We start from the raw sequence: 25,616 nt of genomic DNA on the forward strand, positions 1-25,616 counted from the left end.
ATTCAGGTTGCCGCGATGTTTTACACAAGCGGAACGGGCGATTGGCGCAGTTGGTAGCGCGCTTCCTTCACACGGAAGAGGTCATCAGTTCGAGTCTGGTATCGCCCACCATTTACAACCGTTGTTCACGCGCTAAGGCACTCGACTCATAGCGATCTGCGCGTGCCAAGACTCGGCCATGGCGCTACCCGGTAGAATCGATCTGTTATGTATCGTCTCCGAAGGGAATGCTAAGTGGCCGACGGCTTCGCACTGTTCACCGACCGCTCTGTTGTCGCAATGCGCGTTAACGGTGAACTCCGAGATCTCGCACATCAAGTGTCTGACACGGATGAGGTGGAGCCAGTCACGATCACGTCGGAGGACGGACTGAATATCCTGCGCCACTCTGCAGCGCACATTCTTGCTCAGGCTGTGCAGAACATTAACCCAGAAACCAAGCTTGGTATTGGGCCACCCATAACCGACGGCTTCTACTACGACTTCGACCCTGAGGAGTCTTTCACCCCCGAACACCTCAAGGCTCTCGAAAAAGAGATGCAGAAGATTGTGAAGCAGGGGCAGCGTTTTGTGCGCCGCGTCGTAAGTGAAGACGAAGCACGCACTGAGCTCGCAAACGAACCCTACAAACTTGAACTTATTGGGCTCAAGGGGGAGCGGATCAGGGGTCTGACAACGAGAACGTTGAAGTCGGCGGTGCCGAGCTCACGATTTACGACAATATTGACCCCAAGACCGGTGAGACGCGTTGGAAGGATCTGTGCCGGGGCCCGCATCTTCCGAATACCAAGATGATTGGTAATGGTTGGGCACTTACGCGCTCTGCCGGCGCATATTGGCGTGGCAGCGAGAAGAACCCCATGCTGCAGCGAATTTACGGAACAGCATGGCCCACAAAAGACGAACTTCGTGCCTACCAAACCAGACTTGAGGAAGCAGCTAAGCGTGACCACCGCAAGCTTGGCGTCGAAATGGATCTTTTCAGTTTCCCTGACGAGATTGGCTCTGGTCTCGCAGTATTCCACCCGAAGGGTGGAATCATTCGGCACGAAATCGAGTCGTTCATGCGTGATGAGCTATTGAAAAACGGCTACGAGATGGTGAACAGCCCGCACATTACCAAGGGCACACTTTTTGAGACCAGCCAGCACCTCAATTGGTACAAAGAGGGCATGTTCCCTGCGATGCACCTTGACGAAGTGGCCGATAACGATGGTCATGTGGTGAAGCAGGGGCAAGATTACTATCTCAAGCCGATGAACTGCCCGTTCCACAACCTCATTTTTAGAGCCCGAGCACGGAGCTACCGAGAGCTCCCACTTCGTCTCGCAGAATTTGGCACCGTCTACCGTTACGAAAAGAGCGGTACGCTCTCGGGACTCACACGTGTGCGCGGTTTAACTCAGGACGACGCCCACATCTATGTCACCGATGACCAGGTGAAAGACGAAATCAAGCGACAGCTCGATTTCGTCTTCGCAACGCTTCGGGCTTATGGCCTCGATGATTTCTACCTTGAGCTCTCAACCCGTGATCCCGAGAAGTCTGTAGGCAGCGACGAGCAGTGGGAAGTCGCGACGGAAACCCTGCGCGCGGTAGGCGTTGAATCTGGCCTTGAGCTGGTGGACGACCCGGGTGGTGCAGCCTTCTACGGGCCGAAGATTTCGGTTCAGGCACGAGACGCGATCGGTCGCACTTGGCAACTCTCAACCGTGCAACTCGACTTCAACCAGCCCGAGTTGTTTGAGCTCGAGTACGCAGCCGCTGACGGTACGCGCAAGCAACCTATTATGATCCACCGTGCTCTACTCGGTTCGATAGAGCGGTTCTTTGCGATTCTGCTCGAGCACTACGCAGGTGCCTTCCCCGTCTGGCTTTCGCCCCAGCAAGTAGTCGGAATTCCCGTCGCTGAAGAATATGGATCGTATCTCGACGGAGTCATTGAACAGCTCAAACTGCAGGGCGTTCGTGCGGAGGTCGATCACTCAGATGACCGCATGCCAAAGAAGATTCGCACGCACACGAAAGCGAAGGTTCCGTTCCAACTTATCGCGGGCGAAGAAGATCGAGCTGCAGGGGCCGTGAGTTTCCGTTTCCGGGATGGCACCCAAATGAACGGGGTGCCCGTGGATGAGGCGATCCACCGTATCGTGCGTGCGATTCAGAGCCGCGAGCAGGTTAATACCGCCTGGACGGAATGACCAATATGGCTACATCAGAAGCGGCCGCTACAGAAACCCCGGGTGAGCGGGGGACTGTTTGGGTTGAGAATGACGTGCAGCGACTATGGGTACCGCATCGCATGGCGTATGTCGCCGATCACCATCAGCCAGATCACACTGATTGCCCATTTTGTGCCGCACCGAGCCACGACGATAAGGAATCACTCATCGTCGCTCGCGGCAAGACGAGTTACGTAATCCTCAATCTATTTCCATACAACAGCGGACATATGCTCGTATGTCCGTACCGGCATGTAGCCCAATACGATGACGCGACTCCGGAAGAAATTGCTGAGATTGGTCTGCTCACTCAAATCGCAATGCGTGCTGCGAGAACCACACTGAAATGTGATGGATTCAATATTGGAATGAACCAGGGGGAGGTCGCAGGTGCGGGGATAGCTGCCCATCTTCACCAGCACATCGTTCCTCGTTGGACGTCTGACTCCAATTTCTTTCCGATTATTGGACGCACAAAAGCGATGCCGCAGTTGCTCGGTGAAGTTCGAGATCTGATCGCAGCTACTTGGGCAGACCCTCCCGATACTGGGAACTGAACCCCAAGGCACGGTTACGATTTACAGACAACACAGGTTTAAGAAAGAGGTCTTCCCATGGCCGGTCACTCCAAATGGGCAACAACGAAGCATAAGAAGGCAATCCTTGACTCACGGCGCGCGAAGGCGTTTGCCAAATACATCAAGGTAATCGAGGTCGCTGCTCGTATTGGCGGCCCAGATCTGGCAGGTAACCCTGCACTCGCCGATGCGGTGCACAAGGCGAAGAAAAACTCGGTGCCTGGTGACAATATCGACCGGGCGATCAAGCGAGGTGCGGGGCTCACTGGCGAGTCTGTCGAATATTTCGACACAATGTACGAGGCATACGGACCAAACGGCGTGGCGTTGATGGTCGAGTGCCTCACAGACAACAAAAACCGTGCGGCAGCCGAGGTACGCACCGCGCTCAGCCGCAATGGTGCGACACTCGCAGATCCAGGGAGCGTTGCGTACAACTTCGAACGCAAGGGCGTCATCACGGTTCCCTCAGAGGGAACAACGGAAGACGACGTACTTCTCGCCGTGCTCGAGGCCGGTGCTGAAGAAGTGACCCGCACGCCAAATGGTGAAGCGTTCGAGGTCATCACAGACGCTTCTGACCTTTTCGCGGCCCGCACTTCGCTCGTCGATGCGGGAATTGACTACGATGCCGCTGATGTCGAGTTCGTTCCGAACCTGAAGATAGAGATTGATGCGGAGACCGCCAAGAAGGTCTTCCGAATTATCGATGCGTTGGAAGACAGTGACGACGTGCAAAACGTGTACTCGAACTTCGACCTGACACCTGAAGTTCAGGCTGAACTCGCGAACGACGATGACTAACTGATTGCCCGAGTTGCGCATCATCGGTATTGACCCCGGTCTCACAAGGCTCGGCGTCGGAATTGTCAGCTCAGAGGGTGGGCGAAAGCTCACCTTCGAGCACGTTGAGGTGATGCGCAGCCCAGCTTCAGAGGACACACCCGCACGACTACATTTACTCGGCGGTGCGTTGGAGCGGCTATTCGATGGTGAACGACCAGATGCGATAGTGCTCGAGCGGGTATTTGCTCAGCAAAACCTGCCGAGCGTTATGGGCGTCGCTCAGATCAGTGGTGTGGTGATGTTTCTCGCCGAGCAGCGCGGTATTCCTGTGACTCTGTACACGCCAAACGAAGTGAAGTCGCAGGTCACAGGATACGGCGCCGCAGACAAAGCGCAGGTCACAGCAATGGTCACACGTCTGCTTGGGCTCGCTGCGCCGCCTCAGCCTGCGGATGCGGCTGACGCTCTCGCACTTGCGATTACCCACGCGTGGCGCCTCGGAAGGGGTGGCTCCCAGCAGCGTTTGTCTCGCAGCTCAGTCGCGGGAGGGCCTGGGGAGACCCCGGCTCAGCGCGCGTGGCGTGAAGCGGAATCGAAGCTTGGTCGGCGTCGCAGCGGGCCAATTGGCAGGAGTTAGCAGTGGCGCTCTACCGGGAAACTGGCGTGGTGCTCCGAACCCAGAAACTCGGTGAAGCGGATCGGATCATCACGATGTTCACCAGGGGGCGAGGTATTCTCCGTGCGGTCGCAAAGGGCGTGCGCCGCACCTCGTCAAAGTTCGGTGCACGACTCGAACCGTTCATGGTGGCGGATCTGCAGTGTTTCGAAGGGCGTACGCTTGACACGATCACCCAGGCTGAAACGCTCGGTGCATACGGGCCAAAAATCAGTCTTGACTACGAAGCGTTTCGGGCAGGAAATGTCATCGCGGAAACTGCGGAGCGCATCGGAGAAGGAGATGCATCGCCCGAGCAGTTCGTGTTGCTCGTCGGGGCGCTGCGAACACTCGCAGCGGGAAAGATTGCTGTTTCGCTCGTACGCGATGGTTACCTACTTCGCGCAATGAGTATCGCTGGTTGGACGCCGGGGTTAAACGAGTGCGTGAAGTGTGGCGCGGCAGCCCCAGACGACACACCACATCAGTATTTTTCGGTTCCGCTTGGTGGGGTGGTCTGTGACGCTTGCCGGTTGGCCGGTATCCCCAAGCTTGATGCAGAAACGGTGTTGTTGCTACGGGCACTGCTTGCGGGTGATTGGGAGACGGCGGTGGGTGCGTCGAAGCGATCCCAAGATCAGGCAACAGGCATCATTGCGGCTTATACACAATGGCATCTTGAGCGCGGGTTACGCACACTCTCCCAACGGAATTTCTGAGGATCAGCTTCGCCAGCTGAACGGCAATAGAATCGCAGCATGCCTGAAGCCCCAAAAACACTCGTCCCGATCGATTGGACAGGTGAGTACCCACCATCCTTCTCGGGGCCCGCGCCAGCGCATGTGGCCATTGTCATGGATGGTAATGGACGCTGGGCAAACCAACGGGGTCTACCGCGCGTAGAGGGCCACCGTATGGGCGAACAGGTGCTCCTCGATGTGGTCGCTGGCGCAATTCAGGCTGGGGTGAAGCACTTGAGCGTTTATGCCTTCTCGACTGAGAATTGGCGCCGCTCACCCGACGAGGTTCGTTTTCTCATGGGATTTAATCGAGATGTTTTAAGACGTCGTCGTGAACAACTCAACGCGTGGAACGTGCGAATGCGCTGGGCCGGCCGAAGGCCAAGACTTTGGGGCTCAGTCATCAAAGAACTCAAGACCGCAGAAGAGTATACGAAACGCAACACCGGTCTCACGCTCACGATGTGCGTGAATTACGGAGGCCGCAACGAACTTACTGACGCAGTGAAGAGGATAGCCCACGAGGTCGCAGAAGGCCGACTGTCGCCTAACGGCGTCACAGAGCGTGTGATTGAGCGGCATCTTTACGTGCCCGAACTTCCGAATGTGGATCTGTTCATCCGCAGCTCAGGTGAGCAACGAACAAGCAATTTCCTCCTGTGGCAATCTGCGTACGCTGAGATGGTGTTTCTCGATCAGCTTTGGCCGGATTTTTCGCGAAGAGATTTGTGGGAGGCGATCCAGATCTTTCACGATCGCGACCGACGGTTCGGGGGAGCGGTCGACAAACCGAAGAATGCTAGCTGACTATTGACGACCCGGCGATCTGAGAGAATGGATCCGCAATGACTACTTCCACTCTTCGCGATCAGCGCCTAAACATAGGGCCACTCGTACTCGACGTTCCCGTCGTGCTTGCCCCGATGGCCGGCATTACGAACACCGCATTCCGCAGGCTCTGCCGCGAATACGGCGCGGGACTCTATGTGAGTGAAATGATTACGAGCCGCGCGCTCGTCGAGCGAACCCCGGCCTCGATGCGGCTCATTAAGCACCACGAAAGCGAAACCACCCGGTCGATTCAGCTTTACGGCGTTGACCCAAATACCGTTGCTGACGCAGTGCGCATGCTCGTCGACGAAGACCTCGCAGACCATATCGATCTCAATTTTGGGTGCCCTGTTCCGAAGGTCACGAGAAAGGGCGGCGGCGCGGCTCTGCCTTGGAAGAGCGATCTGTTTCGATCAATCGTCGAGGGCGCGGTTCGCGCAGCAGGCGATATTCCGCTCACGGTCAAAATGCGCAAGGGAATTGATGCGGATCATCTGACCTTCCTAGACGCCGCGCGTGCTGCAGAAGGTGCGGGCGTCGCCGCGATAGCGCTTCACGGCCGCACCGCAAATGAGTTTTATTCCGGCAAAGCTGACTGGGATGCAATCGCTACGTTGAAGGACACGATCACGAGCGTTCCGGTTCTTGGCAATGGGGATATTTGGGCGGCTGAAGATGCGATCCGAATGGTGCGCGAGACCGGATGCGACGGTGTCGTAGTGGGGCGCGGCTGCCTCGGCCGACCCTGGTTATTCGGAGATCTCGCTGCGGCGTTCCGTGCTGAGGACGGCCGCATTTCTCAGGAGGAAGCGAGCGCAAGCATTGCCAGGCCCGCACTTGGTTTCGTCATGGATGCGATGAGGCGGCACACCGAACTTCTCATTGAATTCTTCGATGGTGATGAATTGCGTGCATGTCGCGATATTCGTAAGCATGTTGCCTGGTACTACAAGGGCTACGGGGTCGGCGGAGATATCCGACGTTCACTTGCGATGGTTGAAACACTCGAGAATATGGACGAGATATTCTCCACGATGGATCGAGAGCTTCCGTATCCGGGCATTGGGGCAGAGGGCCAGCGCGGCCGCGCAGGTAGCCCGAAGCAGCCTAAGCTTCCGGATGGATGGCTGAACTCCCGCGCAAGCACAGACATTGACTTTGCTGAACTCGCTGAGGCCGAGCGAGACGACTCGGGTGGATAGTGTGAGGCAACCGAATAGGCGCTATTCCGAAGCAGATTTCGAGCGATTCGTACCTGAGCACCACAGCGGAAACCGAAGCGATTTCGAGCGCGATCGTGCGCGTGTGATTCACTCTTCTGGCCTGCGCAAGCTCGCTGCAAAAACTCAGGTGTTGAGCCCAACTGCGGGCATAGATTTCGCACGCAATCGGCTGACTCACTCACTCGAAGTAGCCCAGATCGGCCGCGAACTTGCCGCTGCACTTGGTCTCGACAGGGACCTGGTAGATGCAGCCTGCCTCACGCACGACCTTGGCCATCCTCCGTTTGGTCACAACGGTGAACGGGCGCTTGCCGACTGGGCGAGCGACGCCGGAGGCTTCGAAGGGAATGCACAGACGCTTCGCATTCTCACGCGTCTCGAAGCAAAGCGTTTTACAGACGAGGGCGTAAGTGCTGGATTAAATCTCACCCGAGCAGCACTCGATGCGAGCTGCAAGTACCCCTGGTCTTTGGCTGAGGCCTCGCCCGGCAGCGCCAAGTTTGGTTATTACGAGGATGACCGCCCCGTCTTTGAGTGGATGCGAAGGGGCGCGCCAGACCGCATCAAATGCATTGAGGCACAGACAATGGACCTCTCTGACGATATTGCCTATTCGGTGCACGATTTCGAAGACGCGATAGTGAGTGAGTACATCGATCCACTCATTCTTACGTCGCGCTCGGGGCACGACTCACTCATTGCAGACGTTGCTGATTGGGCCGGCGGTTCATTTACTGCGGATGAACTCTCGGAAGCTTACGATCGCCTCGCAACAACGAAAACCTGGCTCACGCGTTGGGACGGTTCGAGAAGAGATCAGGCCAAGCTTAAGAACTTTACGAGCGACGTGATTGGGCGGTTTGCCCGTGCCGCGATCAGAGCCACCCAAGAAGCAGTGGATCGCAGCATCGTTTCTGGATACGGGGCAAGCATTGTGGTGCCTCACGAGATCCATGCAGAAATTGCGGTGCTCAAAGGCATTGTTGCAGCGTTTGTGATGTCGAGCGGAAGACGACAGCCCACTTACCGTAAGCAACGAGAACTGCTTACGGAACTACTCGATGCGCTCTGGGCTGCGGGTGAACAAGAGCTGGAACCAGCGTTTGTCGCTGACTTTCGTGCCGCACAAAATGATCACGAGGCTCAGCGTGTCATCGTCGATCAAGTGGCCTCACTCACGGATCAATCGGCGATCTCCTGGCACCGTAGGCTTTGCGAAGTACCCCTCGTCTGACCCGTTGCCGATAGACTCTGCGCTATGGCGGGCCGGATCAAAGCGAGTGACGTCGAAGAGGTCAAGCGACGTACAAATATCGCAGATCTTGTAAGCGACCACGTAGCGCTCAAAACTGCGGGTATTGACTCGATGAAGGGTCTGTGCCCATTCCATGACGAGCGAAGCCCGAGCTTTCATGTCAGACCGGCTCTTGGGTACTTCCACTGTTTCGGATGCGGAGAATCAGGGGACGCGATTAGTTTCGTGCAGAAAGTGGATCACCTCTCCTTCGCCGAAGCGGTGGAGCGACTCGCTGCCAAGATCCACTACGTACTCACGTACGAAGAGGGCACTGAACGCCGCGAGGACGGCCCAAATCGTGCGCGCCTGCTCGCGGCCAATCAAGGTGCAAACAGCTACTTTCGTAATCAACTTATGAGCGAAGAAGCAACCGAAGCTCGCGCTTTTCTCGAACGGCGTGGATTTGCCGCGTCATCGTGGGAACAGTTCGGAGTCGGGTATGCGCCAAAAAGTTGGGATGCATTGACGGCGCACCTGCGCACACAGGGATACACGCCCCAGGAGCTCGTGCAAGCGGGACTCGTCTCAGAAGGAAACCGTGGCGTATATGACCGGTTTCGCGGTCGGATAGTCTGGCCAATTCGTGACACAAGTGGTCAGACTCTGGGTTTCGGTGCACGCAAACTCTATGAAGACGACAACGGCCCGAAGTATCTCAACACTCCGGAGACACCGGTTTACCACAAATCTCGCGTGCTCTACGGAATTGACCTCGCCAAGAAGGCTATTTCTCGCAATCGAAAGGCCGTGATTGTTGAGGGTTACACCGACGTAATGGCGTGTCATCTTGCTGGGGTCGAGGTCGCTGTCGCCACCTGTGGCACTGCGTTCGGCGCAGAGCACATCACGATGCTTCGGCGAATGATGGGCGACGACGCTGCTGCCGAAGTCATCTTCACCTTTGACCCCGACGAAGCGGGCCAGAAGGCCGCGCTACGGGCCTTTAGCGAAGAGCAACGTTTCACGGCCCAAACTTACGCTGCCGTCGCGCCCGACGGCTATGATCCCGCAGACCTCAGACTCCATAAGGGAGACGAGGCTGTTCGTGAACTCTTCGAGCGAAAAGTGCCGCTGTTTGAATTTGCGCTCCGCCAATCGATCGCCCGTTTCGATCTCAACTCAGTCGAGGGCCGCGTAAACGCGCTGCGACAGGCTGCACCGATTGTTGCGGGAATCAAAGACCCGTCGCTCAGGCCCGGGTACGCCCGTGAGCTTGCCCGGATGCTCGGCATGGAACTCGGCGAGGTGCAGCAGGCCGTTCGAGGCGCATCGAAGCAAGCGCCCCAGCCTCAATCTAACTACACGCCTACCGCGGAGGTTGTCGAAACTATTCGGCCCGAGATTACGCTCTCGAGCCTGCGCAACACCCCGACGGTTTGGCTTGAACGCGACGCAATCATGGCGATGTTGCAGCAGAGCCAGGCGGTTGGCACAGAGCTGCTCTCGCAGGCTGTCACGGCCCAGGTAACCGAACCACAACTTCGTGTGGTTCGCGACGCCATTGCCCAAGCGCTTCCGTACGTTGACGGTGACAGATTTGTTCAAGCAGTGCTCGACGCTACGCCACCGACTCATCAACCGCTTGTCCGCGAACTCGTGATTGCGACAATGCCTCAACGAGATGCCGCCCAGCTGGCTGAGTATTCGCGAGAGGTAGTGATTTCTTTGCTCGATCGCGATCTCGCTTCACTTAAGCAAGAGCTGCTCGCACGAATGCAACGGGTAGGCGATTCAGGCAGCGAAGCTTCAAGGCGCATCCAGCAACAGCTTGCCGCCCTCGAGGGGGCCAGGCGGGCTCTGAGACATGACTAGTAGGGTGAATGTGTGATCCAGCCGAATCTCTCTGCCGACCCGATCCTGCACACTTCCGATCTTTCTCTTGGGTACCCGGCACACGCCGGCGGGAGGGCGTTCCAGGCCGTTGAGGGGGTCTCTCTCTCGTTGCGGCGAGGGGGAGTGCTGGCTGTGCTCGGTGAGAGTGGATCGGGAAAATCCACACTCACGCGGTACCTTGCAGGTAGAGGGAGCGAGGGGGACAAGTCTGCCCGAATCAAGCTCAGCGGTGGTACTGCGCACACCCTTGATGTCCCGTTGGAGCGGCTCTCGAAGCGTGGGCGGAATCGTTTGACTGCGTATGTTGGGCACCTCGCCCAAGACGCGGGAGCCACGCTCACTCCAGAGCTCAATGTTGGCGATGTGTTGTACGAACCAATCGTCGAGCGAGTACGTAATTTCGATCGCGTGGCCCTGGGAAGCGTTGTTGCGGAGATGATGGATATCGTCGCGCTTCCACTCGCGAAACTGCAGGAGTATCCGTTTGAACTTTCGAAGGGTCAGCGGCAACGCGTCGCGGTAATGCGATCGCTCATGCTCGATCCGAAGCTACTGATTGTCGATGAACCGACCCTCGGTGTTGATGCGCTCAATAGGCCACGCATTGTCGAACTTCTCAAGTGGTATCAACAGCGCACGGGCGCGTCGATGGTGCTTGTGAGCCATGACATCAAAATGCTGGAAGCTCTTGCAGAGGAAGTGATTGTTCTTCAACAGGGGCAGGTCGTTGGACGTGGCGAGATCAACACCATATTCCGGCGTACCGAGCACGATTATGTGCGTCGGCTTGCCGACGCACTTCGATCCACCGCATACGACGAGATTGCCGAGGAATAGGCCCGCCCACGCCGTGACTGACGCTGATTTGCAAGCTCGATATACAGCTTGCTAGGCTAATTGAGTTGCTGCGGCAATGATCCCCTGTAGCTCAGTTGGCAGAGCGCTTGACTGTTAATCAGGATGTCGCTGGTTCGAGCCCAGCCGGGGGAGCGAAAGAAACCCTTACCGTTTCGGTGAGGGTTTTTCGCTATCCAAAGGAGGAGCCCGATGTCGCAACAGCTCGGAAGTGTCATTGCCGTAGAGCCCTATGGTTCGCCCGTTGTTCACGAGTCGGTGTGGTTAGCACCCGGTTCGTTTGTTGTTGGCGACGTGCGCATTGGTGCGGATTCGAGCGTCTGGTACAACGCGGTACTTCGTGGAGATTCAGATTCTGTGAGGGTGGGGGAACGCACAAACTTTCAAGACGGAGTCGTTATTCACACATTTCGCGGCAATCCGACGATTATTGGTGACGACGTCTCGATGGGGCATAACGCCGTTGTGCACGGTGCGACTGTCGAAAACGGCTGCCTCATCGGCATGAGTGCCACTGTGCTGAACGGTGTGGTCGTAGGAGAGGGGTCACTCATTGCCGCTGGAGCAGTTGTGCCCCAGGGCATGGTGATTCCGCCACACTCGCTCGTTGCTGGTGTACCCGCGCGTATTATTCGCGAACTCGGCGAAGCGGATCGCGAAATGGTGCGAAAGAATTCCGAGGTATATCTCGGGTACACCGACAACCACCGCAACGCGACACGCGCCGGGCACACCGAAATTTAATCTCGACCGAAAGATGCACTATGATCGGTGAGGTGCTTCTGGCACACGCTGAACAAGTGTTCGGGGATGTAGCTCAATGGTAGAGCCTCAGTCTTCCAAACTGATTACGCGGGTTCGATTCCCGTCATCCCCTCTGAAAGTAACGATGTGTCCTGGCTTTTTGACAGGTCACAGAGTCTTTCACAGGGGCGCACGGAATCATAGTGTGCGTCTCGGCGCTAATTTCAGCTAAGATTGTTCGGGTTGCGTGCCTGCAGGTTGGGTACGTACGCGAAACGATCGTTTCGGGGTGTAGCTCAGCTTGGCTAGAGCGCCCGCTTTGGGAGCGGGAGGTCGCAGGTTCGAATCCTGTCACCCCGACGAGGGCTGAAATTAGCCCGAGACAAGCTGATTGCAGCATGATTCCGACGATGAGAGGCCAAATTGCCGAAGACGAAAGCTGAGAAGCTCACCCCGACCCGCACCAAGCTGACGGTAACCGTCACGCAGGACGAGCTCGCGCCGTACCTCAAGGATGCGTACAAGTCGATTGCCGAGCAGGTCTCGATTCCTGGCTTCCGCAAGGGTAAAGCACCCGCGCAGATTATCGACCAGCGCTTCGGTCGCGACGCCGTGATTTCTGAAGCAGTGAATCACTCACTCGATGACTTCTACCAGGCCGCAGTTGCTGAGGCTGAGATCCGCCCGATGGGACGCCCGTCTGCAGATATCGAGGCAATGCCCGAGGCAAAGGACGAGAAGAGCAAGCTCGTTCTCCTTTTCGAGGTTGAGGTTCGTCCTGAGTTCAAGCTTCCGAAGTACGAGGGCTTGAAGGTTACTGTCGATGATGCTGAGGTTGACGAAGACGCAATTGAGAACGAACTCACGAGCCTGCGTCAGCGTTTTGGCACACTCGTAACTGTGGATCGCCCAGCTAAGACCGGCGACTTTGTCGAACTCGATCTTGTTGCCAAGGTAGGCGATGTTGAGGTCGATCAGGCAAGCGGTGTCTCCTACGAGGTCGGCGCGGGTAACCTGCTCGCTGGCACAGACGAGGCAGTGGAAACTCTCACCGCCGGTGAATCGACCACGTTCACGTCTCAGCTGCTCGGCGGCGAGTACGAGGGGCAAGATGCCGAGGTCGAGCTCACCCTGACCGCTGTCAAGGAGCGCGAACTGCCAGAGGCTGACGATGAGTTCGCACAGCTTGCGAGCGAGTTCGATACCATCGCCGAGCTTCGTGAGAGCCTGAAGGATCAGGTTTCAGAGGCATCAGTGTTTGCGCAGGGCCGACAGGCACGTGACATCTTCACTGAGACCCTCATTGAGAAGGCAGAAATTCCTATCTCCGAGGAGCTCGTCGAGGATGAGGTGCACCGTCACCTCGAGGGCGAGGGCCGTCTCGAAGACGATGAGCACCGCGCTGAGGTTCGGGTTGCGAGTGAAAAACAGCTGCAAATGGAGCTTCTGCTTGATGCAATTGCCGAAGCTGAAAGCGTCACACCTACTCAGAGTGAACTTTCGGATTACATCTTCCAGTCTGCTCAGCAGTATGGAATGGAGCCTACCCAGTTCCTTCAGGCCATCAGCCAGGGGAATCAGCTCCAGGTCATCCTTGGTGAAGTTACACGTAACAAGGCACTTGCAATTGCTCTTGGTAAGGCAAATGTTGTCGATAAGTCGGGCAACCCAGTTGACCTCGGCCGCTTCGTAGCCGTCGATACCGATGAAGACGAAGCTGCTGATGACGCGGAAGATGCGCCAGCGGCTGAAGAGCCGGTCGCAGAGGAAAAGCCAAAGAAGGCTGCTCCTAAGAAGGAGACCGCTGCTAAGAAGGCACCAGCAAAGAAGGCTTCTGAGAAAGAAGCTTCTGCCGACTCAGACGAGGAAGCTGCGAAGAAGGCTGCACGTTCGGCAGCCGCCAAGAAGGCAGCTGCAACTCGTGCAGCGAAGAAGGCAGCTGAGGCAGAGGGCAAGTAACGTCCACCCCCTAGCTGCAAGAAATCCCCGGTCTATACCGGGGATTTCTTCGTCTATAGCGAACTCGACCGGGTGAAGAAACGCCCACGGCGAACACGCCAGCGCAGGCGGGTCACAGTCGATACGCTCGAACCAAGTAACTTATGAATGGAGCGCCGAATGGCTGAACAGTCGCCCATGAACAGCGTGTTTGATCGCCTACTGAAAGACCGGATCATATGGCTCGGCTCTGAGGTTCGCGACGACAACGCAAATGAGATCTGCGCAAAGATTCTTCTGCTTGCCGCAGAAGACCCCGAAGCAGACATTTATCTGTACATCAACTCGCCTGGTGGTTCAATCACTGCTGGCATGGCTATCTACGACACGATGAGTTTCGTCCCGAACGATATTGTGACGGTCGGTATCGGTATGGCTGCTTCGATGGGGCAGTTCTTGCTTACCGCGGGGACTAAGGGCAAGCGTTACATCACCCCGAACGCACGTGTCCTGCTCCACCAACCGCACGGCGGGTTTGGCGGTACCGCAAGTGACATCCAGACGCAGGCTCAACTCATCACTTCGATGAAGAACCGTCTCGCCGAGATAACCGCGGCCCAAACCGGCAAGACTGTCGAACAGATTAATGCCGACGGGGACCGCGATCGCTGGTTCACAGCTGATGAGGCACTCGAATACGGATTTGTCGATTTCATTCGTGAAACTGCCACTGATGTAATCGGCGGCGGCGGCACCAACAAGTAATGCGCAAGGAAGACACGAACATGACGAATCTCCACATGCCTGAGGCACGCTACGTTCTGCCCTCATTTGAGGAGCGCACCGCGTATGGCTTCAAACGTCAAGACCCGTACGCAAAGCTCTTCGAAGACAGAATTATCTTCCTAGGTGTGCAGGTTGACGATGCGTCCGCAGATGACGTAATGGCACAGCTGCTCGTCCTCGAAAGCCAGGACCCGGAGCGTGACATTACGATGTACATCAACTCCCCGGGTGGATCGTTTACCGCGATGACCGCTATTTACGACACGATGCAGTACATCCGTCCGCATATCCAGACTGTGTGTCTTGGACAGGCTGCTTCGGCAGCTGCCGTACTGCTCGCAGGCGGAACGCCCGGAAAACGGCTTGCCCTCCCGAATGCACGCGTGCTGATCCACCAGCCGTCGAGCGGCGAAGGCGGCCGGGGCCAGGCATCAGACATTGAGATCCAGGCGCGCGAGATTCTGCGCATGCGTGACTGGCTCGAAGAGACTCTCTCGAAGCATTCGAAGCGTACTGTCGAAGAGGTTCATGCCGACATTGATCGCGACAAGATTCTGAGTGCACAGGAAGCCCTGGAGTACGGGCTCGTCGATCAGGTCCTGACGAGCCGAAAGAATCCTCAGCCCGTCATCGGCCAGTAGCAAATTGATTGCCTTGTGACGGCGCGCGGCCTGTGTTGGCGGCGCGCCGTCACTTTTTGTCAGGGGCGCCTATTAGGCTCTTGTAGAGAGTCGAGACACGAAGGAGTTTCGGATGGCCCGAATCGGTGAGAGCAGCGAGGTTCTCAAGTGTTCATTCTGCGGCAAGTCGCAGAAGCAGGTTGCGCAACTCATTGCGGGTCCGCAGATCTACATTTGCGATGAGTGCGTAGCGCTATGCAACGAGATCATCGAAGAACGCCTCTCCGAACATCAGCCAGCTGAGCCGAATGACTTCACGCTGCATAAGCCGCGAGAAATCGCTGACTTCCTCGATCAATATGTCATTGGTCAGGAGCGCGCTAAACAGTCGCTCGCTGTTGCCGTCTACAACCATTACAAGCGGGTGCGCGCTACCAACTCCCTCGTGAGTGCAGAGTTCGCGAGCGAACAAGTCGAAATCGCAAAGTCGAACATCATGATGATCGGGCCGACCGGCTGCGGTAAGACCTACCTTGCTCAGTCTCTGGCTCGCCAGCTTGGCGTGCCCTTCGCAGTCGCAGACGCCACGGCGCTCACAGAGGCCGGCTATGTCGGAGAGGATGTCGAGAACATCCTGCTTAAGCTTCTGCAAGCAGCCGACTTCGATGTGCAACGCGCTGAGACCGGAATCATCTACATCGATGAGATCGACAAGATCACTCGTAAAGCAGAGAACCCGTCGATTACCCGCGATGTTTCGGGCGAGGGCGTGCAACAGGCACTACTCAAAATCCTTGAAGGCACAGTTGCCTCCATTCCTCCGCAGGGTGGCCGTAAGCACCCGAATCAAGAGTTCATTCAACTCGACACGACCAACATTCTGTTCATCGTCGCGGGTGCTTTCGCAGGCCTCGAAGAGGTTATCGGGCAGCGGCTCGGTAAAGGCGGAATCGGCTTTGGCTCACCAATGGCGAGCAAGCGAAACGAAGCAGAACTGTTTTCAGAGGTTCAGCCCGAAGACTTGCACCGGTTCGGACTTATTCCGGAGTTCATCGGCAGATTGCCGGTTGTGGCAACCGTCGATCCGCTTGATACTGATGCGCTGAAGCGAATTCTCACCGAACCCAAGAACGCATTGGTGAAGCAGTATCAGCGAATGTTCGCTCTTGATGATGTCGTGCTTGAGTTCGAAGACGATGCGCTTACCGAGATCGCCAACCTTGCTGTCGAACGAAAGACTGGCGCACGCGGTCTTCGTGCAATCCTTGAAACAGTGCTCGGCCCCGTGATGTTTGACGTTCCATCGAATGATGACGTAGTCAAAGTTATTGTGACGCGAGAGTCGGTGCTAGATGAAGCCCCACCGGTCGTGCTCAGCGCACAAAAGGGCAGAGAGAGCGCCTAGCTCTCTACTGACTGACTTACAGACCGACCGACCGGTCGGCACTGTACACGTAGCACTGAGGCGGCGATACCTTACGAGACCGCTGCGGTGATGTCGTAGCTCATCAACACAGAGCCGTCTTCACCCGGTATAGTCATCGCTGATGCCGATAGAGCGCCCGACTCAAGCGTTGCCATACGGCCGCCTTCGACTGTTTCGGCATCATCGGTCACCGTGAACCCACTGTTCGTCACGATGCTCTCCCAGATGGCATCGCTAGCTTCCTGGTCCTCCGCACGAAGAACCAGGTACCAGGTACCAAAGCCCCGCGACCCCACGTCATCAATTGTTGCACCTTCGGGAATCACAAACTCCGCAGGGAAGTCTTCGGGAATTTCCTGACTCTTTTCGAATACCTCGTCAGGATTCTCTGCGGGCCAACTCCCACCCTCAGGTTCTTGCTTCTCTGTGGGCACTGGATCACCCGTACCAACGGCTCCAGGCTCTTCAGCACATGCAGTGAGCGGTAACACGAGCAGGCCAAGTGCGAGCACACCAGCCGTTATGCGTGGAGATTGCGCCATGTTAGTTCAACCAATCATCATCGTCATCTGTATCAGCATTGTCTACCGCACCGGTGCCAGGAGCCTGCGCGTCATGATTCACGGCTTGCACCTGGCCGGCTGCGTCAAGGTACACCTCGGCGAGCACCGTAGCGTCTGCAGAGATGAGTTCCGCACGCGGCCTGCCTTCGAGCCAGGTGAGAGTCCAAGACTCGCCCGCAGGGTGCGCGGCTTCGGTAGCTCGCACCGCATCGAGCAGCACCTGAGGTACTCCGCGATGCGGTGGATCTCCCGCGCGCCAGCGCACTCCGAGCTGCATGTGCGTTACTCCGCTGTCTCCACGTGAATTTCTGCGACAGTGATATCTGAAACATCTGCCGCAACGATGCTGAGATCTGCAACACGACCCACATCAGCAAGATCGCTGGCAGCGAGTGCCAGTCGATCTCGATCCACTTCAGGAGCCTGAATCACGGCGCGAGTAACGGGGGTGCGCTGCGAGACCTTTGCGTCTGTTTTTGCGCCGCGAATGCCGATGAGTGCACTGCCCACGAGGTTGAGGAGTTCTGCATCGGCGTCTGAGCCTGCGAGATCATTCACTTCTTGCGAAGTCGGCCACGACGCACGGTGCACCGAGCCCTCTGCAAACCATGACCAGACTTCTTCGGTCGCATATGGCAAGAATGGAGCGAACAAGCGAACAAACACAGAAAGTGCAGTGCGTAGTGCGGTTACCGCAGAGGCCTGAATCTGACCGGTACCGTTGTGTGCACGCTCCTTAACGAGCTCGAGGTAATCGTCACAGAATGTCCAGAAATACGACTCTGTGATCTCGAGCGCGCGTTGGTGATCGTACGACTCGAAGGATCTCGACGCGTCTTTGATTACCCGAGCGAGTCCCGCAAGCATAGAGCGGTCTAGGGGTTCAGTCACTTTGCCTGCACCGCTCGCATCAAATGAGAGCGTAAACTTCGCTGCATTCAGCAGCTTGATCGCGAGCCGGCGGCCAATTTTGATCTGAGTGGGATTCTGAGGATCAAATGATGCATCAGTTCCGAGCTTCGCTGATGCCGCCCAGTACCGCACCGCGTCCGACCCGTGCTGCGCGAGCATGCCAGCTGGGGTGACGACATTGCCCTTTGACTTCGACATCTTCTTGCGGTCAGGATCCAAGATCCAGCCCGAAATGCCCGCGTGCTTCCAGGGGAGTGTGCCCGATTCCAGCTCCGAGCGGAGAAGTGTGGAGAACAGCCAGGTTCGAATAATGTCTTGTCCCTGTGGGCGCAGGTCAAACGGGAAGACCATGTCGTAGAGCTCAGGGTCACGCTCCCAGCCGCCTGCGAGTTGGGGAGTAAGCGACGAAGTGGCCCAGGTGTCCATCACATCGACTTCACCCTGGAAGCCGCCTGCAGCGCCTCGCTGAGCTTCGGTATATCCCTCAGGAACATCGCTCGAGGGGTCGACCGGCAACTGCGATTCCTGCGGCAGGATTGGCTTGTCGAACTCTGGGTTACCCTCCGCGTCAAGCGGGTACCAGACAGGAAGCGGCACACCGAAGAAGCGCTGACGCGAAATGAGCCAATCACCCGAGAGGCCCTCAACCCAGTTCTCGTAACGCACCCGCATGAAGTCTGGGTGCCAATTCAGCTCCTTACCGTGGGCTAGCAACCGCTCACGAAGCGACTCGTCGCGAGCACCGTTCTTGATGTACCACTGGCGAGTGGAGACGATCTCAAGCGGCCTGTCGCCCTTTTCAAAGAACTTCACCGGGTGAGTGATCTTGCGAATCTCGCCCTGAAGTTCGCCACTTGCCTGGAGTAGCTCAACCATTGTTTGCTTCGCACTGAAGACTGTTTTCCCTGCGATTTGTGCGTAGGCCTCACGGCCAGCCTCCGAAACGATATCGCTCGGTGGATCGGCGATAATACGGCCATCGAAACCGAGAATGGCGCGGTTCGGGAGGTCGAGCTCGCGCCACCAGATCACGTCGGTGACGTCACCAAACGTACACACCATTGCGATGCCGGTGCCCTTGTCCTGCTGCGCGAGGTGGTGCGCAACAATCGGTACCTCAACGTCGAAAATCGGTGTGCGGACCGTGGTCCCGAAGAGGTCGCGGTAGCGCTCGTCATCGGGATGCGCGACAAGCGCGACACATGCCGCCAGGAGCTCCGGACGAGTCGTGTCGATGAGCAGGTCACCGCTACCGTCGACCTTGTGGAACGCGATCGAGTGATAGGCGCCCGGTTGTTCGCGATCCTCAAGTTCAGCCTGCGCCACCGCGGTGCGGAACGTGACATCCCAGAGAGTTGGCGCCTGGGCCTGATAGGCCTCACCGCGCTCAACGTTGCGCATGAATGCGAGTTGCGACGCGCGAAGCGAATCCGAGCCAATCGTGCGGTAGCTCTGTTTCCAGTCAACCGAGAGTCCGAGGGTTCGCCAGAGGTCTTCGAACTGGCGCTCGTCCTCAATCGTCAAACGCTCGCAGAGTTCGATGAAGTTACGGCGCGAAACCGGCACCTGATCCGCTGCCTTAATGCTCTTACCGTCGCCACCCTCGTGTGGTGGCTTGAAATCTGCAACATACGGGAGTGACGGATCGCAACGAACCCCGTAATAGTTCTGTACGCGACGCTCAGTCGGCAACCCGTTGTCGTCCCACCCCATGGGGTAGAACACACGGTTGCCCGTCATACGCTTGTACCGGGCCACGGTGTCGGTGTGCGTGTACGAGAACACGTGCCCGACGTGCAATGACCCTGATGCGGTTGGTGGCGGCGTATCGATGCTGTAGACGTCGTTGCGCGAAGCACCTTCACGTTCGAACGCGTAGGTTCCCTGCGCTTCCCACACCTGCCCCCACTTTGCTTCGAGGCCTTCGAGTGCCGGCTTCTCGGGGATCGCGCTCATGCGTGGGCTCCGTTTTCTCGACGCGTCGAAATCTCGCGCGGTCGGGTTCGATGTGGACGGCACCGCGTAGTCGAGCGAAAGCGCTCTGGTGCCTGAAGGTGTTTGTACCACCCCAGTCTATCTCGTTGCACCCGTTCTGGTCCTGGGGCGCGCCCCGGCCAGTCGCCAGGTGCATCCGTTTAGAATTGTGCGGAGTTGCCGCTCAAGCAGTTGTCGAGAGTGTGGATCATCGCCCAACGAAAGGTATGTAATGACTGAGAAGATCCGTGTCGGAATCGTAGGGTACGGAAACCTCGGTCGAGGGGTGGAAAATTCGATCGCTCAGCAACCCGATATGGAGCTTGCTGGCGTGTTCAGCAGGCGCGACCCAGAGTCAGTTGAGACCCTCTTTGTCGCGACGGCAGTATTTGGTCTCGAGTCGATCCACGATTTTAATGACCGCATCGATGTGCTCGTGTTGTGTGGTGGATCGAAAGAGGATCTGCCGGTGCAAACACCCGAGCTCGCCGCGAACTTCACCCTCGTCGATAGTTTCGATACCCACGCGAAGATTCCAGAACACTTCGCTGCGGTCGATGCATCCGCAAAGGCCGGCAATACAACCGCAATCATCTCGACGGGGTGGGATCCGGGCCTTTTCTCACTGAACAGGCTCTTCGGTGAAGCAATTATTCCGACCGGTGAGACGTACACGTTCTGGGGTCGTGGGCTAAGCCAGGGACACTCCGACGCACTCCGGCGCATACCCGGTGTAGCTGGCGCCGTGCAGTACACCATTCCCTCAGAAGAGGCCATCGACCGTGTGCGCGCTGGTGAGCGCCCAGAACTGACCACCCGTGAAAAGCACACTCGTGAGTGCTACGTGGTACTTGAAGATGGTGCAGACGCGGACTCGGTTCGAGAGGCAATTGTCACGATGCCGGACTACTTTGAGCCGTACGACACAACAGTGAACTTTATCTCGGCAGATGAATTAGCGCGCGACCACTCGGGCATGCCTCATGGTGGGTTTGTCATTCGGTCGGGGGAGTCGTCGGATGGGGTAGCTCAGACGATCGAATACCAGTTGTCGCTTGAGTCGAACCCTGAGTTTACTTCGAGCGTTCTCGTTGCATATGCGCGGGCCGCAGCGCGACTAACCGCATCAGGGGAGCACGGCGCCAAGACACCATTTGATATCGCGCCAGGATTGCTTTCGCCGAAGTCACCCGAACAGCTTCGAGCAGAGTTGCTGTAGACCCGACACAGGTTGGCCCGAACACGGAATTGCGCGGGCCAACCTGACGACTGGGTGTTAGTCGGTGAGGATTCCTGGGTATGCTTCGGCGTGATCCGCTATCCAGGCATCTACGGCTCCCGCTGGATCACCTTCGAACTTGTCACCGGTAACGAGACCCTCGAGCGCACCGTATGCGTCGTCATCGAGCTTGATGCCCGCGATGTAGTCCGCGGCATCAGGGTACCTCTCTGAGAACCCGAGCGTTCCGAGCACGTGGTAACCCTCGGGATCGCCAAACGCGCCCAGTGGATCGTCGAGTTCTTTCACGGGGAATGCGGCATTCGCCCAAAAAGGGCGCCACAGAGTCACAACGACTGGTTCTTGGCTATCGATCTTTGACTGAAGCTCTGCAAGCATGGCCTGCGTTGACGAGGTGACAAGCTCATACTCGTCGTCGAGACCGTACTCAGGCATCACGATGTCCTGCACTTGTTCGGTGAGTCCCGCACTCGGTTCGATGCCAACGATGCGTCCGTCGAGCTCACCCGACATTCCGGCAAGATCATCGATCGAGGTTACATCGTCCATATACTCCGGCACGGCAAGGGTATTTACGCCGTGATCAAAGTACGTTGCGAGATCCTCGATCTGGTCGCCGTATTTTTCCATGTAGCTCGCGTGCGTACGTTCGGGCGCGGCTGAGGTGTAGATGTCGACGTCACCCTCTGAGAGCGCCGTATAGAGCAGGCTTGCCTCTGACAGTTCCTCCATCTCGGTCTCGTATCCTAGCTTTCCGAGTTGGTCTTCGAGGAGATACGCCAGACTCAAGCCATCGGTCCAGGCCGGAAGGTATCCGAGTTTGATTGGCTCTTCGGTCGCCGACTCGCCAGCACTCGCGGTTGCACATCCGCTGAGTACGAGCGCAGCTGCCGCCGCTGCAGCGAGTCCGGAGGAGAGTTTACGTAAGGTCATGGGTTCCTTTCTTTCATGCAGAAGGCCGCCTCAGCTGTGTGCTGGGGCGGCCTTCTCATATTTGATTGTGAATCGGCCTGACGTTAACTAGTCAGTCAGAATTCCTGGGTATGCGTCGGCATGATCCGCGAGCCACGCCTCAACAGCGCCTGCGGGATCGCCCTCAAACTCATCACCAGTTACCAGTCCCTCGAGTGCGCCGTAGGCGTCATCGTCAAGCTTGATGTTGGCAATGTACTCTGCCGCCTCTGGGAACTCCTCTGAGAAACCAAGGGTGCCGAGGAAGTGCAGCGACTCTGGTTCACCCATCGCGCCCATCGGATCCTCGAGATCCTTGATCGGGAACGCGGCATTCGCCCAGAATGGACGCCAGAGTGTCACTACAACATCTTCTTCGCTGTCGATCTTGTCCTGGAGCGTCGCGAGCATTGCTGAGGTTGACGAGGTTACGAGCTCGTATTCGCTATCGAGACCGTACTCAGGCATCGCAACCTCTTGCGTTTGCTTGGTGAGACCGGCGCTCGGCTCGATGCCGATGATCTCGCCATTGAAGCGAGCTGCCTGACCCTTGAGATCCTCGATCGAGTTCACATCGTCCATGTATTCGGGCACAGCCAACGTGAGCACGGCACCGTCGTAGTAGGCACCGAGATCCTCGATGTTATCCCCGTACTGCTCCATGTAGCTGGCGTGGGTCACTTCAGACCACGCTGAGGGATACATGTCGATGTCGCCGCCAGCTAGGCCGGTGTAGAGAACGCTTGCTTCCGTCAGCTCTTCCATTTCAACCTCGTAGCCAAGCTTTTCAAGCTGGTTCTCGAGGAGGTACGCAGTGCTCAGGCCGTCAGTCCAGCTCGGGAGGAACCCAAGGGTAATTGTTCCCATGCTGTCGCTCTCGGTGGGCTCTGCGGTATCTCCGGTATCGCCGTTCGATGAGCAGCCGACGAGCGCGAGGCTTGCAGCCGCGGTGAACGCGAGTACCCCTGTGAGATGACGTTTCTTCATGATTTCCTTTCTTCGTGCGCGAGGCGCACGGGTGAGATGAGCAGTTACTGGGGCGTCACATGCCCGCAGGCGTAGCCGGACGAATAGCCGCTTTCGCTTCGGCAACTTCGTTTCGTCGAGCATTGATGCGACGCTTCCTCACAGTGCTCAAGAGTGAGTTCTTGTATTCGCCCGGATTACCAAGGGCGGCCGTAACGCGGTCGAGGAAGACAGCGAGGATAACGACTCCGAGGCCAGCTTCCACGCCCTGCGCAATGTTGAGGGTCGCGATTGCTGCGACAACCTCTTTACCGAGGCCGTTTGCGCCAGCCATGCCGGCAACGACGGCCATGGAGAGCGCGAGCATGATGACCTGGTTGATTCCAGCCATAATCGTCGGGGTAGCGAGTGGCAATTGGATTCCTCGCAGAATCTTGCCGGGAGTCGAGCCAAAAGCATGACCTGCTTCCACCGTCTCACTATCGACTCCACGAATACCGAGTTCTGTAAAGCGCACACCAGGTGGCAGCGCAAAGAGGACCGTGGCGAATACGCCAGGCACAAACCCGATGCCAAAGAAGATGACCGCGGGAATGAGGTACACGAACGCAGGCATTGTCTGCATGAAGTCGAGCACCGGCTTGACGATCAGGCTAAATGTTTCGTTGCGTGCCGCAAGAATACCGAGGGGGACCGCGATAAGAATTGCGATAACAGCAGCGATCAACACGAGCGCCAGTGTGAGCATCGCGTTTTCCCACTGACCCATCGCAACAACAAGCAACATCGTGATGATTGTGCCGAGTGCCAGCTGCCAGGAGCGTACGAGCCAGCCTATGAGAGCAAACACGAGGATGAGTACGGGTGAAGGAATCGCGACGAGGAAGTCAGCCAAACCTTCGACGAGCATCTTTACGATGAAGCTCACGACATCGAAGACGCCCTCAAACGCGTCTTTGAACCAGTCGAGGCCGGAAGCCGCCCAATCACCAATGGGAATGCTGATGAAGTCGTTCATGCCAGGCTCCCTTCTGTCTCAGTACTTGCTGAGCCCGTTTCTTCGAGCGTCTGAGTGATAATTGCCGAAGGCACGTCTGGCGTCGGCTCGATGATGGGAATCTCCGTCGTTGTCGCGGGAAGATTTGCGAGCGATGCAAGCAGGGTGACCCGCGGAACCACACCGATGAGCCGATCCTGCTCATCGACAACTGCAACGGGCAGGTGGCTCTCAACCGCAAGCTCAAACAATTCAGCAATGAGCTGGTCTGGTGAGACAATCGATGGAGTCGGCTTGAGCGCGTCTTGGATATCTGCGCTGCCTTCTCGAACGAGGCGGAGCATGTCTTTATCACGCACCACGCCGAGCAGCTTACGGCCGGACGAGGTCACGAAGCACGCAGCAGTTTGCAGGTCACGCATCGTGCGAAGCGCTGCGCGTGGGCCAGCAGACGCTGCCACAACGGCGCGCGGCGGTTCCATGACATCGCCAGCAGTGAGTACACGGGCACGATCCACATCTTGCACAAACTGAGCAACGTAGTCGTTCGCGGGGTCAGTGAGGATGTCGTTCGGAGTGCCGAGCTGAACAATTCGTCCATCGCGCATGACGGCGATGCGGTCTCCGAGGAACATTGCCTCGTTGAGATCGTGCGTAATGAAGACGATGGTCTTTCCGAGCTCTTGTTGGAGTTCGACGAGCAGCTCTTGCATTTCGCGGCGGATCAGTGGGTCAAGCGCCGAAAACGCTTCGTCCATGAGCAAAATCTCGGTGTCAGCAGCGAACGCTCGCGCGAGCCCTACGCGCTGCTGCATGCCTCCGGAGAGTTCGCCGGGAAGTGAGTCTTCCCAGCCCTTCAGGCCGACGCGTTCGAGCCACGACCGGGCGCGCGTGCGTCGCTCTTCGAGTCCGACGCCCTGCACTTCGAGTCCATACGCTGCGTTATCGAGCACGCTTCGGTGCGGGAATAGCGCGAAGTGCTGAAACACCATCGACATGCGCTCGCGGCGCACCTCGCGAAGTTCGGCATCGCTCATGCCCACAATTTCGTGCCCAAATACTGTGATCGACCCATCGGTGGTCTCACCGAGTCCGTTGAGCATTCGGATGAGCGTGGACTTTCCGGATCCGGAGAGTCCCATTACTACAAAGATTTCTCCGACGTTCACGTCGAAGCTGGCATCGATAACTGCGGCTGTGCCAAACGGGCGCACTTCGTCACGCGAAGCGCCGTTGCGCAGCCGCTTCACTGCCTCCTTGGGGCGTCGGCCGAACACCTTATAGGCGTGTCCGACCGAGAGCGCAAAGCCCTCGGTTGCCGGGTTATTCATGTTCCTCCTGGCGGGGTTTCCGCTGGTTTTCAATACGAGAATCGGGCGGCAAAGAGCGCGGGTGGTGCTCGCCAGCCCTCATTCGACGGTAACCACCTGCATGCATAGATCGCTAATTGACAATTCATAGAAAAGTGGTCAAACTTGG

At 57.3% G+C, this 25,616-nt stretch carries 22 protein-coding genes, 4 tRNA genes and 1 pseudogene; 20 read left to right on the forward strand and 7 right to left on the reverse strand.

The annotated features are described in order from the left end of the window. Positions 1–35: 35 nt before the first annotated feature. From H9L06_RS02090 to clpX, 19 genes and pseudogenes are all read left to right on the forward strand, one after another. Positions 36–111 (forward strand) — tRNA-Val (locus H9L06_RS02090). Positions 112–279: 168 nt separating this feature from the next. Continuing rightward, positions 280–2,201: pseudogene (gene thrS, locus H9L06_RS02095) on the forward strand (threonine--tRNA ligase). Positions 2,202–2,206: 5 nt separating this feature from the next. Further along, positions 2,207–2,779 carry an HIT family protein gene (locus H9L06_RS02100; RefSeq protein ID WP_187555642.1) on the forward strand — a complete coding sequence of 191 codons (573 nt, stop codon included), beginning with the start codon at positions 2,207–2,209 and terminating at the stop codon, positions 2,777–2,779. Between the two features lie 57 nt (positions 2,780–2,836). Further along, positions 2,837–3,604, forward strand: a complete 768-nt coding sequence (locus H9L06_RS02105; RefSeq protein ID WP_187555643.1) for a YebC/PmpR family DNA-binding transcriptional regulator — start codon at positions 2,837–2,839, stop codon at positions 3,602–3,604. Between the two features lie 13 nt (positions 3,605–3,617). Further along, the gene (gene ruvC / locus H9L06_RS02110; RefSeq protein WP_187556292.1) at positions 3,618–4,223 is read left to right on the forward strand and encodes a crossover junction endodeoxyribonuclease RuvC; all 606 of its coding nucleotides are present in this window, start codon (positions 3,618–3,620) and stop codon (positions 4,221–4,223) included. 2 nt (positions 4,224–4,225) lie between these two features. Continuing rightward, a complete protein-coding gene (recO, locus tag H9L06_RS02115; RefSeq protein WP_187555644.1) occupies positions 4,226–4,960 on the forward strand; it encodes a DNA repair protein RecO in 735 nt (244 codons plus the stop codon). A gap of 39 nt (positions 4,961–4,999) precedes the next feature. Next, positions 5,000–5,788 (forward strand): isoprenyl transferase, encoded by a 789-nt coding sequence (locus H9L06_RS02120; RefSeq protein WP_187555645.1) that lies wholly within the window; start codon positions 5,000–5,002, stop codon positions 5,786–5,788. Positions 5,789–5,826: 38 nt separating this feature from the next. Continuing rightward, the gene (dusB, locus tag H9L06_RS02125) at positions 5,827–7,014 is read left to right on the forward strand and encodes a tRNA dihydrouridine synthase DusB (RefSeq protein ID WP_187555646.1); all 1,188 of its coding nucleotides are present in this window, start codon (positions 5,827–5,829) and stop codon (positions 7,012–7,014) included. Position 7,015: 1 nt separating this feature from the next. Continuing rightward, the gene (locus H9L06_RS02130) at positions 7,016–8,269 is read left to right on the forward strand and encodes a deoxyguanosinetriphosphate triphosphohydrolase (protein ID WP_187555647.1); all 1,254 of its coding nucleotides are present in this window, start codon (positions 7,016–7,018) and stop codon (positions 8,267–8,269) included. A 24-nt stretch (positions 8,270–8,293) separates the two neighbouring features. Then, positions 8,294–10,144 carry a DNA primase gene (dnaG, locus tag H9L06_RS02135; RefSeq protein ID WP_187555648.1) on the forward strand — a complete coding sequence of 617 codons (1,851 nt, stop codon included), beginning with the start codon at positions 8,294–8,296 and terminating at the stop codon, positions 10,142–10,144. 12 nt (positions 10,145–10,156) lie between these two features. Beyond that, entirely contained in the window at positions 10,157–11,002 is an 846-nt protein-coding gene (locus H9L06_RS02140; RefSeq protein WP_187555649.1) for an ATP-binding cassette domain-containing protein, read from the forward strand. Positions 11,003–11,082: 80 nt separating this feature from the next. Then, positions 11,083–11,155, forward strand: a tRNA-Asn gene (locus tag H9L06_RS02145). 57 nt (positions 11,156–11,212) lie between these two features. Then, the gene (locus tag H9L06_RS02150) at positions 11,213–11,764 is read left to right on the forward strand and encodes a gamma carbonic anhydrase family protein (protein WP_187555650.1); all 552 of its coding nucleotides are present in this window, start codon (positions 11,213–11,215) and stop codon (positions 11,762–11,764) included. A gap of 62 nt (positions 11,765–11,826) precedes the next feature. Continuing rightward, positions 11,827–11,897, forward strand: a tRNA-Gly gene (locus tag H9L06_RS02155). Between the two features lie 152 nt (positions 11,898–12,049). Continuing rightward, positions 12,050–12,124, forward strand: a tRNA-Pro gene (locus H9L06_RS02160). Positions 12,125–12,187: 63 nt separating this feature from the next. After that, on the forward strand, positions 12,188–13,723 hold the full coding sequence (tig, locus tag H9L06_RS02165; RefSeq protein ID WP_187555651.1) for a trigger factor: 1,536 nt from the start codon (positions 12,188–12,190) through the stop codon (positions 13,721–13,723). A 159-nt stretch (positions 13,724–13,882) separates the two neighbouring features. Then, complete coding sequence (locus H9L06_RS02170; RefSeq protein WP_187555652.1) at positions 13,883–14,467, forward strand: ATP-dependent Clp protease proteolytic subunit; 585 nt, start codon at positions 13,883–13,885, stop codon at positions 14,465–14,467. Positions 14,468–14,487: 20 nt separating this feature from the next. Further along, the gene (locus H9L06_RS02175; RefSeq protein ID WP_187555653.1) at positions 14,488–15,129 is read left to right on the forward strand and encodes an ATP-dependent Clp protease proteolytic subunit; all 642 of its coding nucleotides are present in this window, start codon (positions 14,488–14,490) and stop codon (positions 15,127–15,129) included. Between the two features lie 112 nt (positions 15,130–15,241). Further along, positions 15,242–16,513 (forward strand): ATP-dependent Clp protease ATP-binding subunit ClpX, encoded by a 1,272-nt coding sequence (gene clpX / locus H9L06_RS02180; protein WP_187555654.1) that lies wholly within the window; start codon positions 15,242–15,244, stop codon positions 16,511–16,513. Between the two features lie 71 nt (positions 16,514–16,584). On the opposite strand, the gene H9L06_RS02185 is transcribed toward clpX, so the two are convergent. The 3 genes from H9L06_RS02185 to valS are packed head-to-tail and all read right to left on the reverse strand — an operon-like array spanning position 16,585 to position 19,965. Beyond that, positions 16,585–17,076: a hypothetical protein gene (locus tag H9L06_RS02185; RefSeq protein WP_187555655.1), complete on the reverse strand. Its 492-nt coding sequence runs from the start codon at positions 17,074–17,076 to the stop codon at positions 16,585–16,587. A gap of 1 nt (position 17,077) precedes the next feature. Continuing rightward, entirely contained in the window at positions 17,078–17,374 is a 297-nt protein-coding gene (locus H9L06_RS02190) for a Fe-S oxidoreductase (RefSeq protein ID WP_246454448.1), read from the reverse strand. Between the two features lie 5 nt (positions 17,375–17,379). Beyond that, positions 17,380–19,965 carry a valine--tRNA ligase gene (gene valS / locus H9L06_RS02195; RefSeq protein ID WP_187555656.1) on the reverse strand — a complete coding sequence of 862 codons (2,586 nt, stop codon included), beginning with the start codon at positions 19,963–19,965 and terminating at the stop codon, positions 17,380–17,382. Positions 19,966–20,215: 250 nt separating this feature from the next. On the opposite strand from valS, the gene H9L06_RS02200 reads away from it, so the two are divergent. Continuing rightward, positions 20,216–21,202: a diaminopimelate dehydrogenase gene (locus H9L06_RS02200; RefSeq protein ID WP_187555657.1), complete on the forward strand. Its 987-nt coding sequence runs from the start codon at positions 20,216–20,218 to the stop codon at positions 21,200–21,202. Between the two features lie 57 nt (positions 21,203–21,259). On the opposite strand, the gene H9L06_RS02205 is transcribed toward H9L06_RS02200, so the two are convergent. From H9L06_RS02205 to H9L06_RS02220, 4 genes are all read right to left on the reverse strand, one after another. Further along, positions 21,260–22,156 carry a glycine betaine ABC transporter substrate-binding protein gene (locus H9L06_RS02205; protein WP_187555658.1) on the reverse strand — a complete coding sequence of 299 codons (897 nt, stop codon included), beginning with the start codon at positions 22,154–22,156 and terminating at the stop codon, positions 21,260–21,262. 87 nt (positions 22,157–22,243) lie between these two features. Beyond that, on the reverse strand, positions 22,244–23,161 hold the full coding sequence (locus H9L06_RS02210) for a glycine betaine ABC transporter substrate-binding protein (protein ID WP_187555659.1): 918 nt from the start codon (positions 23,159–23,161) through the stop codon (positions 22,244–22,246). A gap of 55 nt (positions 23,162–23,216) precedes the next feature. After that, positions 23,217–24,158 (reverse strand): ABC transporter permease, encoded by a 942-nt coding sequence (locus H9L06_RS02215; protein ID WP_187555660.1) that lies wholly within the window; start codon positions 24,156–24,158, stop codon positions 23,217–23,219. Then, positions 24,155–25,468 (reverse strand): quaternary amine ABC transporter ATP-binding protein, encoded by a 1,314-nt coding sequence (locus H9L06_RS02220; protein WP_187555661.1) that lies wholly within the window; start codon positions 25,466–25,468, stop codon positions 24,155–24,157. Before H9L06_RS02220 ends, H9L06_RS02215 begins: the two co-directional genes overlap by 4 nt. Between the last annotated feature and the right edge of the window lie 148 nt (positions 25,469–25,616).

This window comes from Leucobacter denitrificans (genome assembly GCF_014396385.1).
In the GTDB taxonomy this organism is placed as follows: Bacteria; Actinomycetota; Actinomycetes; order Actinomycetales; family Microbacteriaceae; genus Leucobacter; species Leucobacter denitrificans.

Excerpts from the sequence above, each read along its gene's own strand:
- H9L06_RS02100 (WP_187555642.1), top strand. The coding sequence starts at position 2,207 with ATGGCTACATCAGAAGCGGCCGCTACAGAAACCCCGGGTGAGCGGGGG.
- H9L06_RS02120 (WP_187555645.1), top strand. The coding sequence starts at position 5,000 with ATGCCTGAAGCCCCAAAAACACTCGTCCCGATCGATTGGACAGGTGAG.
- H9L06_RS02185 (WP_187555655.1), bottom strand. The coding sequence starts at position 17,076 with ATGGCGCAATCTCCACGCATAACGGCTGGTGTGCTCGCACTTGGCCTG.
- H9L06_RS02175 (WP_187555653.1), top strand. The coding sequence starts at position 14,488 with ATGACGAATCTCCACATGCCTGAGGCACGCTACGTTCTGCCCTCATTT.
- H9L06_RS02205 (WP_187555658.1), bottom strand. The coding sequence starts at position 22,156 with ATGACCTTACGTAAACTCTCCTCCGGACTCGCTGCAGCGGCGGCAGCT.
- H9L06_RS02190 (WP_246454448.1), bottom strand. The coding sequence starts at position 17,374 with ATGCAGCTCGGAGTGCGCTGGCGCGCGGGAGATCCACCGCATCGCGGA.
- dnaG (WP_187555648.1), top strand. The coding sequence starts at position 8,294 with ATGGCGGGCCGGATCAAAGCGAGTGACGTCGAAGAGGTCAAGCGACGT.
- valS (WP_187555656.1), bottom strand. The coding sequence starts at position 19,965 with ATGAGCGCGATCCCCGAGAAGCCGGCACTCGAAGGCCTCGAAGCAAAG.
- H9L06_RS02150 (WP_187555650.1), top strand. The coding sequence starts at position 11,213 with ATGTCGCAACAGCTCGGAAGTGTCATTGCCGTAGAGCCCTATGGTTCG.
- H9L06_RS02220 (WP_187555661.1), bottom strand. The coding sequence starts at position 25,468 with ATGAATAACCCGGCAACCGAGGGCTTTGCGCTCTCGGTCGGACACGCC.
- H9L06_RS02210 (WP_187555659.1), bottom strand. The coding sequence starts at position 23,161 with ATGAAGAAACGTCATCTCACAGGGGTACTCGCGTTCACCGCGGCTGCA.
- H9L06_RS02105 (WP_187555643.1), top strand. The coding sequence starts at position 2,837 with ATGGCCGGTCACTCCAAATGGGCAACAACGAAGCATAAGAAGGCAATC.
- H9L06_RS02170 (WP_187555652.1), top strand. The coding sequence starts at position 13,883 with ATGGCTGAACAGTCGCCCATGAACAGCGTGTTTGATCGCCTACTGAAA.
- H9L06_RS02200 (WP_187555657.1), top strand. The coding sequence starts at position 20,216 with ATGACTGAGAAGATCCGTGTCGGAATCGTAGGGTACGGAAACCTCGGT.
- clpX (WP_187555654.1), top strand. The coding sequence starts at position 15,242 with ATGGCCCGAATCGGTGAGAGCAGCGAGGTTCTCAAGTGTTCATTCTGC.
- dusB (WP_187555646.1), top strand. The coding sequence starts at position 5,827 with ATGACTACTTCCACTCTTCGCGATCAGCGCCTAAACATAGGGCCACTC.
- H9L06_RS02215 (WP_187555660.1), bottom strand. The coding sequence starts at position 24,158 with ATGAACGACTTCATCAGCATTCCCATTGGTGATTGGGCGGCTTCCGGC.